At 68.4% G+C, this 3,636-nt stretch carries 3 protein-coding genes; all 3 read right to left on the reverse strand.

Going from position 1 to position 3,636, the window contains the following annotated elements; genetic code table 11:
• Positions 1 to 2: 2 nt before the first annotated feature.
• Genes GL263_RS23335 through GL263_RS23345 form a run of 3 tightly spaced genes read right to left on the reverse strand, consistent with a single transcriptional unit; the run spans position 3 to position 3,314 of the window.
• On the reverse strand, positions 3 to 857 hold the full coding sequence (locus GL263_RS23335; protein WP_182857720.1) for a carbohydrate ABC transporter permease: 855 nt from the start codon (positions 855 to 857) through the stop codon (positions 3 to 5).
• Between the two features lie 10 nt (positions 858 to 867).
• Positions 868 to 1,869, reverse strand: a complete 1,002-nt coding sequence (locus tag GL263_RS23340; RefSeq protein ID WP_182857721.1) for a carbohydrate ABC transporter permease — start codon at positions 1,867 to 1,869, stop codon at positions 868 to 870.
• Between the two features lie 56 nt (positions 1,870 to 1,925).
• Positions 1,926 to 3,314 (reverse strand): ABC transporter substrate-binding protein, encoded by a 1,389-nt coding sequence (locus GL263_RS23345; protein ID WP_182857722.1) that lies wholly within the window; start codon positions 3,312 to 3,314, stop codon positions 1,926 to 1,928.
• Between the last annotated feature and the right edge of the window lie 322 nt (positions 3,315 to 3,636).

Genomic DNA, 3,636 nt, shown 5'->3' on the forward strand with positions numbered 1-3,636 from the left:
GGTCAGCCCTTGACGGCGCCCTGCATGATGCCGCCGACGATCTGCCGACCGAACAGGGCGAAGGCCACGAGCAGCGGAAGGGTGCCGAGCAGCGCGCCGGCCATGATCACGGACTGGTCGGGGATGTACCCCCGGCCCAGACCGGTGAGCGCGACCTGCACGGTCGGGTTGTCCTGGGTGAGCGCGATGATCGGCCAGAAGAACTCGTTCCAGGCCAGGACGAAGGTGAGCATGCCGAGTACCGCCATCGCCGGACGGGCGGCCGGGAAGACGACGTGCCAGACGATGCGCAGACTGTGCGCGCCGTCCACCCTCGCCGCCTCGATCAGCTCGGTGGGCAGCGCGTTCACCAGGTACTGACGCATGAAGAACACGCCGAACGCGCTGGCCATCATCGGCAGGATGACGGCCTGGAGCTGGTTGGTCCACTGGAGTTCGGCGATCGCCATGAACAGCGGCACGACGCTGAGCTGCGGCGGCACCATCATCGTGCCGATGACCAGCATGAGCAGCACGTTCCGGCCCCGGAAGCGGAGCTTGGCGAAGGCGAAGCCGGCGAGCGTGGCGAACAGCACGGTGGAGACCGTCACCGTGCCGGCGACAAAGACGGTGTTGACCAGCGCCTTCCCCATGTTGGCGTCGCTCCAGGCGACCTGGAGGTTGTCCATCAGGTTGGCGCCGAACCAGAACGGCGGCGGTGTCTCGGCGAGTCGCTGGTTGTCCCGGGAGGCGGCGATCGCCGTCCACACCAGCGGGAAGAGCGAGCCGACCGTGAAGAGGACCAGCACGGCGTAGGTGAACAACCCGGGCCGCAGATGACGGGCCGGCCGCTGCGGGCGCGGAGTGGTGGTGGTCATCAGACGCCCCTCAGTGGCTCTTCTGCAGGCGCCTGGCCACCAGGAAGTAGACCAGGCCGATGAGGATGAGGATCAGGAACATCGTCCAGGCGATCGCCGAGGCGCGGCCCAGGTGGTAGTTGAACCAGCCCTGCTCGTACAGGTACAGGCCGAGGGTCTGGTACTGGTGGGAGGCGCCGCCGGTCTGCGAGCCGCCGAACAGCAGCGGCTCGCCGAAGAGCTGGGTGGCGCCGATGGTGGAGACGACCACGGTGAACAGGATCGTCGGCCGCAGCGACGGGATCGTGACGTGCACGAACTGCTGCCAGCGGGAGGCGCCGTCCAGCGCCGCCGACTCGTACAGGTCGTTCGGCACGGACTGCATGGCGGCCAGGTAGATCAGCGTGTTGTAGCCCGTCCAGCGCCAGATGACGATCGTGGACACGGCGAACTGGCTGGTCCACGTACCGCTCTCCCAGTCGACGTTGTCCACGCCGACCAGCCCGAGCGCCCAGTTGACCATGCCGAAGTCGCGCCCGTAGAGCATCGCGAAGACCAGCGTGGCGGCGGCGACCGAGGTGGCGTACGGGGTGAGCATGGCCACCCGGAAGAACATCGAGCCGCGCAGCCGGTAGTTGAGCAGGTGCGCCAGGCCGAGCGCCATCAGCAGCTGCGGCACCGTGGAGAGCACCCCGATGGTGAAGGTGTTTCCCAGCGCGTTCCAGAAGTACTCGTCCTTCAGCAGCCGGGTGTAGTTGTGCAGGCCGGCCCAGTCCATGTCGGTCGGCGAGTGCAGTGAGACCCGGTGGAGCGACGCCCAACCGGTGTAGAGCAGCGGGAAGAGGCCGAAGGCGGCGAAGAACACGAAGAAGGGCGCGATGAACGCGTACGGGCTCCACTTCGTGTCGCGCCGGTACCAGCGGCTGCGACGGGCGGCCCGGCGGCGGGCGCGTCTGCCGGCCGCGTCGGCCTCGGGGGGCGGGCCCGCGCCCTCCGCCGGAGCGGAGGGCGCGGCCTTCAGGGGAACGGTCATCGGCGGGACTCCCAAAGAGGGCTCGGTCGTCGAGGGCGGCCAGGGCCTGTCCGGCCCTAGTCGGCGAGCGCGTCGTCGATCTTCTTCACGGCCGCGTTCCAGGCGTCCTTCGGCGACCGCCCCTGCTGCTCGACCTGCAGGATGCCGACGTCCACGAGGTTCTGGCCGATGACCTGGTCCTTCGGGCCGAGGATCGCCGTCGGGATGCCCTTGGCCGCGTCGGAGAAGATGCGGCCGATCGGCGCGTCGGCGAAGTACTCGTGGGTGGCGTCGGCGACCTCCGGCATTTCCAGCGACCGGCTCGAACTGGGGAAACTGGCCTGCTTCTGGAAGAGCCTGGCCTGCTGCTCCGGCGCGGTCAGCCAGGTCGCGAGCTTGACGGCCTCGTCCTTGTTCCTCGCCGCCTCCGGCACGGTCAGGAACGAGCCGCCCCAGTTGGCCGGACGCGGCGCGGCGGCCACGTCCCACTGGCCGGCGTTCTTCTCACCGGCCTTCTCCTTGATGTAGCCGAGCATCCAGGAAGGGCAGACGACGCTGGCGAACGTGCCGTTGGCGTAGCCCTGGTCCCACGCGGTGTCGAACTGCTTGAGGCGGCCCGTCATCTTCCCGTCGACGGCGCGCATCGCGAGGTCCCAGGAGGTGCGCACCGCCTCGCTCTTCTTGTAGACGAGGGTGCCGTCGGCGGCGTAGTTCTTCTCCGCGTAGCTGGAGACAGAGCCGTTGTAGAGGCCGGCCGCGCCGTCCATGAACGCGGTGCCCTTCGGCGCCTTCGCCGTGTACCGGGCGCCGACGTCGACGTACTTCGCCCAGTCGCCCGCCCACAGCTTGCCGACCTCGGCGCGGTCGGTGGGCAGTCCGGCCTTGGCGAACAGGTCCTTGCGGTAGCAGACGCCCATCGGCCCGATGTCCGTGCCCAGTCCGATGACCCGGCCGTCGGCGGCCTTGGCCTGCTGCCACTTCCACGGCAGGTAGCTGCCCTCGTCGACGCCCTCTGCCTTTCCGACGTCGACGAACCTGCCCGGCAGGAGGGTGGCGAGTTCGTTGATGTTGCTGACCTCGACGGCCTGGATGTCGGCGAGGCCGCTGCCCGCGGAGAGCCGGTTGAGGAGCGCGGGGTAGTAGTCCTCGTTCCGCTCGGTCGAGTTCTCCTTGATCTTGATGTGCGGGTTCTGCTTCTCGTACTCGTCGTAGAGCCCGGCCTGCTTGTAGCCGAAGACCCCGAAGACCCCGACCGTGAGGGTGACCTTCTTCTTGCCGTTGCTCGCGGTGGCGGCGTCGCCGCCGTCCGAGGCGCAGCCGGCGAGCAGTCCGGCGCCGAGCGCCGCGGTCAGGACGACGGCGAGCCGACGGGTCCCGAGTCGACGGCCGAACGGGCCGCGACGGACAGCTTCTGACTGGGTGACGGGTCTTGCTGGTCTTGCGGAGGCGGCGGACGGCAACACCATGTGGTCCTCCTCGAGCGTACGGGATTTGGGATGAAATGTGCGTTGGGAGCGCTCTCAGTCGTGATGGGTTGAAGGTTCGCGGACACCCTGCAGGGTGTCAAGACACCGTGCGATAACCCGTACGAAACACCAGACCCCTCCCGAGTCGCCCACCAATGCCCGTCGAAGACGTCCCCCGTGCGGCAATCTGCATTGATTACTTGAACGATGATCACGCAGGTGCGTTCCGGGCAGCACGTACCGCCGACACATTCACCACCTGCGGACAGGAACCGGAACGAACCGCCGCCCGTTCGCGGGGCCCACACCGCCCCCGCCTCCC

It is taken from the genome of Streptomyces durbertensis (assembly GCF_014156695.1).
GTDB classification, from domain to species: domain Bacteria; phylum Actinomycetota; class Actinomycetes; order Streptomycetales; family Streptomycetaceae; genus Streptomyces; species Streptomyces durbertensis.

Excerpts from the sequence above, each read along its gene's own strand:
- GL263_RS23340 (WP_182857721.1), bottom strand. The coding sequence starts at position 1,869 with ATGACCGTTCCCCTGAAGGCCGCGCCCTCCGCTCCGGCGGAGGGCGCG.
- GL263_RS23345 (WP_182857722.1), bottom strand. The coding sequence starts at position 3,314 with ATGGTGTTGCCGTCCGCCGCCTCCGCAAGACCAGCAAGACCCGTCACC.
- GL263_RS23335 (WP_182857720.1), bottom strand. The coding sequence starts at position 857 with ATGACCACCACCACTCCGCGCCCGCAGCGGCCGGCCCGTCATCTGCGG.